Source organism: Anaerofilum hominis (assembly GCF_014287275.1).
GTDB classification, from domain to species: domain Bacteria; phylum Bacillota; class Clostridia; order Oscillospirales; family Ruminococcaceae; genus Pygmaiobacter; species Pygmaiobacter hominis.
In genome coordinates, this window is sequence record NZ_JACONZ010000009.1 from 1 (window position 1) to 3,387 (window position 3,387).

General features: G+C 61.2%; 6 protein-coding genes. All 6 read left to right on the forward strand.

The features are described 5' to 3' along the window. Positions 1-606: hypothetical protein (locus tag H8S23_RS13750; RefSeq protein WP_186888925.1), on the forward strand; the 606-nt coding region annotated here is incomplete at its 5' end. After that, a complete protein-coding gene (locus H8S23_RS13755) occupies positions 599-787 on the forward strand; it encodes a hypothetical protein (RefSeq protein ID WP_186888926.1) in 189 nt (62 codons plus the stop codon). The genes H8S23_RS13750 and H8S23_RS13755, both read left to right, overlap by 8 nt. Before the next feature lie 80 nt (positions 788-867). After that, a complete protein-coding gene (locus H8S23_RS13760) occupies positions 868-1,650 on the forward strand; it encodes a hypothetical protein (RefSeq protein WP_186888927.1) in 783 nt (260 codons plus the stop codon). 17 nt (positions 1,651-1,667) lie between these two features. Then, positions 1,668-2,504 carry a hypothetical protein gene (locus H8S23_RS13765; protein ID WP_186888928.1) on the forward strand — a complete coding sequence of 279 codons (837 nt, stop codon included), beginning with the start codon at positions 1,668-1,670 and terminating at the stop codon, positions 2,502-2,504. Between the two features lie 23 nt (positions 2,505-2,527). Next, positions 2,528-2,860 (forward strand): hypothetical protein, encoded by a 333-nt coding sequence (locus H8S23_RS13770; RefSeq protein ID WP_186888929.1) that lies wholly within the window; start codon positions 2,528-2,530, stop codon positions 2,858-2,860. Between the two features lie 114 nt (positions 2,861-2,974). Next, positions 2,975-3,387, forward strand: a 413-nt coding sequence (locus H8S23_RS13775; RefSeq protein WP_186888930.1) for a hypothetical protein, incomplete at its 3' end; no start/stop codon positions are given.

Consider the following 3,387-nt stretch of genomic DNA (forward strand, 5'->3'; position numbering starts at 1 on the left):
TCGGATGCGGCCACCGGGCAGGTGGACCCCACCAGGGCCAGCGGCGAGGCCATCAAGGCGGCGCGGGACCAGAGCGCGATGAACCTGAACGAGCAGACGGCGGCTTACAAGCAGTTTGTGGAGGACCTGGCGCTGATCTGGTACAAGCTGTGGGCGGTCTACTCCGTGGGCGGCATGGCGGTGCAGCTGCCGGACGGGCAAGGCGGACAAATGAGTGTGGTCATTCCGCATGACGCCCTGAAAGAGCTGGACATCGACATCAAGATCGACATCTCACCGGTAGACCCCTACAGCGTGCTGAGCCGGGAGATGGCGCTGGAGAACGCGCTGGCAAACCAGCACATCACGTTTGAGGAATATGTGGAGGCGCTGGACGAGAACAGCGGGGTGCCAAAGGACAAGTTCCGGGCGATACTGGAGCGGCGGCAGGCTGTTTTTCAGCAGCAGGCGGCCGGAGCAGAGGCCGGGATGACGCCGCCGGGCGCAGGACTTTTGACGGGCGCGCCGGACCAGCTTGCGGGAGAAGTGCTTTTCGGGGCGGGCGCCGGACTGGCGCAGGGCATGGCCGGGAGAGGGGGTGAGCGGAATGCTTTGCCCATTGTGTAGAACGGAAATGAGGATCACGGCCAGCCGGACGGTGGCACAGGGAGACGACAGTCCCGACACACCGACGGCGGTATACATTGAACAGGACCTGACCTGCCGCGATCCGCACTGTGAAAACTGCGGCAAGGTGGTGCGGCAGACCCGGGCTTATCTGATCGGGGGCCCGGAGAATGTGGAGTAAAAGCCGAGAGGCTTTTGCGATAAATTCGCAGGAACAGCGGTAAAATCCAACGCTGCCAAGCGTAAAAAGGAGACAGAGACATGGAAAACGAGAACATCACCACCGCCGCCCCGGCCGAGGCCGAGACGGTAGACGCGGAAGCGGTTGCCACAGTACCCACTGAGGCACAGGAGCCCGCAGCCGCAGAATCAGAGGCAAAGTCTGCGGGAGAGCAGGAAGGCGGAAAAGACACGGAGCCCGCCAAACCGTGGAAGACTGAGCAGAACGCGCGATTTGCCGAGCAGCGACGGCGGAAAGAGGCGGAGGAGGCAGCGTTTCGGGCGCTGGTGGATGGGGTGAACAACCCGGACACGGGTAAGCCGTTTGCGGACCGCGGCGAGTGGGAGGCATGGAAGCGCAAAGCATCCATTGCCGCCAGGGCGCAGCGGGCGCAGATCGCCCCGGAGACATATGCAAAGATCGTGGAACAGGCGCGGGAGGAGCTCAAGCGCAGCGACCCGGAGCTGCAGGCGCAGGCGCAGCAGCTGGAGCAGTACAAACAGCGGGAGCGAGAGAACATCTTCAGCAATGATCTCAAGGCCATCCGCAAGGCGTACCCGGACGAAAAGGCAAAGAGCATTGAGGAGCTGGGCCCGCAATTTGTGGCGATGTGCGCGTCCGGCATCTCCCCTCTGGCGGCCTATGAGGCCCTGCGAGCCGAAAAAGCACGCAGTGTCAAGCAGCCCCCCAGCATGGGCGAGGTGCGGCCGAAAGGCAGCGCGGGCAAAGAGTTTTTCACGCGCGAAGAAGTGGCGGCGATGAACCCCACAGAAGTCAGTAAGAACTATGACAGGATCCGGAAATCAATGGAACAGTGGAAGTAAAGGAGGAAACGAAAACAATGGCATATCAGAACTTTATCCCTACTGTGTGGGCGGAGGCCATCAACAGGGATCTGGAAAAAGCGTTGGTCTACGCCGAGGGCTGCAACCGGCAGTATGAGGGCGAAGTAAAAAAGATGGGCGACACCGTGCGCATCCTGGGGGTGGGCAAGCCCACCATCACGACCACCGAGGACAAGGAGATCGTGCTGAAAGACCCCGAGGTGGTGGATGACACCAGCGTGACGCTGCCCATCAAGCAGATCAGCTATTTCAACTACAAGGTGGACGACATCGACCGGCGCCAGGCGGTGGGCGGCGTGCTGGAGGCGCTGAACAAGGAGGCCACTTATGGCCTTGCGGATGCGATGGACACCCATATTGCCTCAATGGCCGGTACGCGGGAGGCCATCAAGTACAGCTCTGCCGCCGTGGCGATCACCAAGGCCAACATCCTGGAGGAGATCGACAAGGTGTTGGAAAAGCTGTATGCGAACAACGTCAAGCCCAACGGCAAGATCATGATGGAGGTGCCGCCCTGGTTCTATATGAACCTCAAGCAGGCCTATACCGCGCTGGACACCGACAACAGCAAAATGTTGGAGAACGGCCGCGTGGGCCGCTATGGCAACGTGATCGTCAAGATGAGCAATAACGTGGCCCGGGACAGCTCCGGCAACAGCCTGGTCACGGTGCACACCGACAAGGCCATCGCGTTTGTCAACCCGATGACCCACACGGAGGCGTATCGCCCGGAAAAGGGATTTTCCGACGCGGTGAAAGGCTTTGTGCTGTACCAGGCCAAGATCGTGCGGCCCAAAGAGCTGATCGTGATGAATGTCAAGGCCGGCGCGTGACCGGCGGAAAGGGGAAGTGAGAAATGGCTGCAACCAGAATTGAGCTGACAAAAATCCCGCTGAACGGCGGAGCGGCCCTACCTGGGCTGACTGCCCTGTCTGCGGACGGGGCGGAGATCGATTTCAAGGGGCAGGACGTTAAAACGGTGATCCTTGTGGAGAACGGCGGTTCCGCCGCGGGGGATATCACATTCAAGGCAGGTAACGGCATCCAGGGAGTCGCGGACCTGATCGCGAGCGTGCCGGCGGGCAAGACGATGGCCTTTGTGCTGGAGAGCGGCGCGTTCAAGGCAAACGGCGCAGTAAAAGTGACCGGCGCGACCACGATGAAAGTTGGGGCGCTGTTGCTGCCGTAAAACAGGCGACACATGGACAGCCGCAAGGCAATAGGGGCACTTGTGGCTGTCCTGAGATCATGACACCGGGCGAGGCGGGTTCGACTCCCGCAGTCGTGACAAGAGGAGGCAGATATGACACTGGGAGAGGCAAAAAAACGGGTGCTGCAGCTGCTGGACGAGAGCAGGCCGAAAGCGGACCTGACGGGCAAGTTCAATCTGTTTTTGGATATGGGACAGAAAGAGGTGGCGCTGTATTACCCGATCTACCGGGTGAAAGAGTATGCGGCGGACAGCCCGCGCGCGCTGCCGGAGGACTTTTACAGGGGCTGCCAGGTTGTGGCGGAGGGAAACTGGTTCCCGTATGACGCCACGGCGGCGCTGCCCGCGGGGGCGTTCGCGTTGCGGTATGAGGCACGGCCGGCGGACATCCCCGAGAACGCGGCGGACAGCATGGTTTTGGACCTGCCGGAAGAGGCGGCGCCCGCCGTGATCTTTTACGCGGCGGCCCAGTGCAACAGCATGGAATACGACCAGCGGTTTTTCCA

Bases quoted from the DNA above. Each gene is read 5' to 3' on its own strand.
- H8S23_RS13760 (WP_186888927.1), top strand. From the start codon at position 868: ATGGAAAACGAGAACATCACCACCGCCGCCCCGGCCGAGGCCGAGACG.
- H8S23_RS13765 (WP_186888928.1), top strand. From the start codon at position 1,668: ATGGCATATCAGAACTTTATCCCTACTGTGTGGGCGGAGGCCATCAAC.
- H8S23_RS13770 (WP_186888929.1), top strand. From the start codon at position 2,528: ATGGCTGCAACCAGAATTGAGCTGACAAAAATCCCGCTGAACGGCGGA.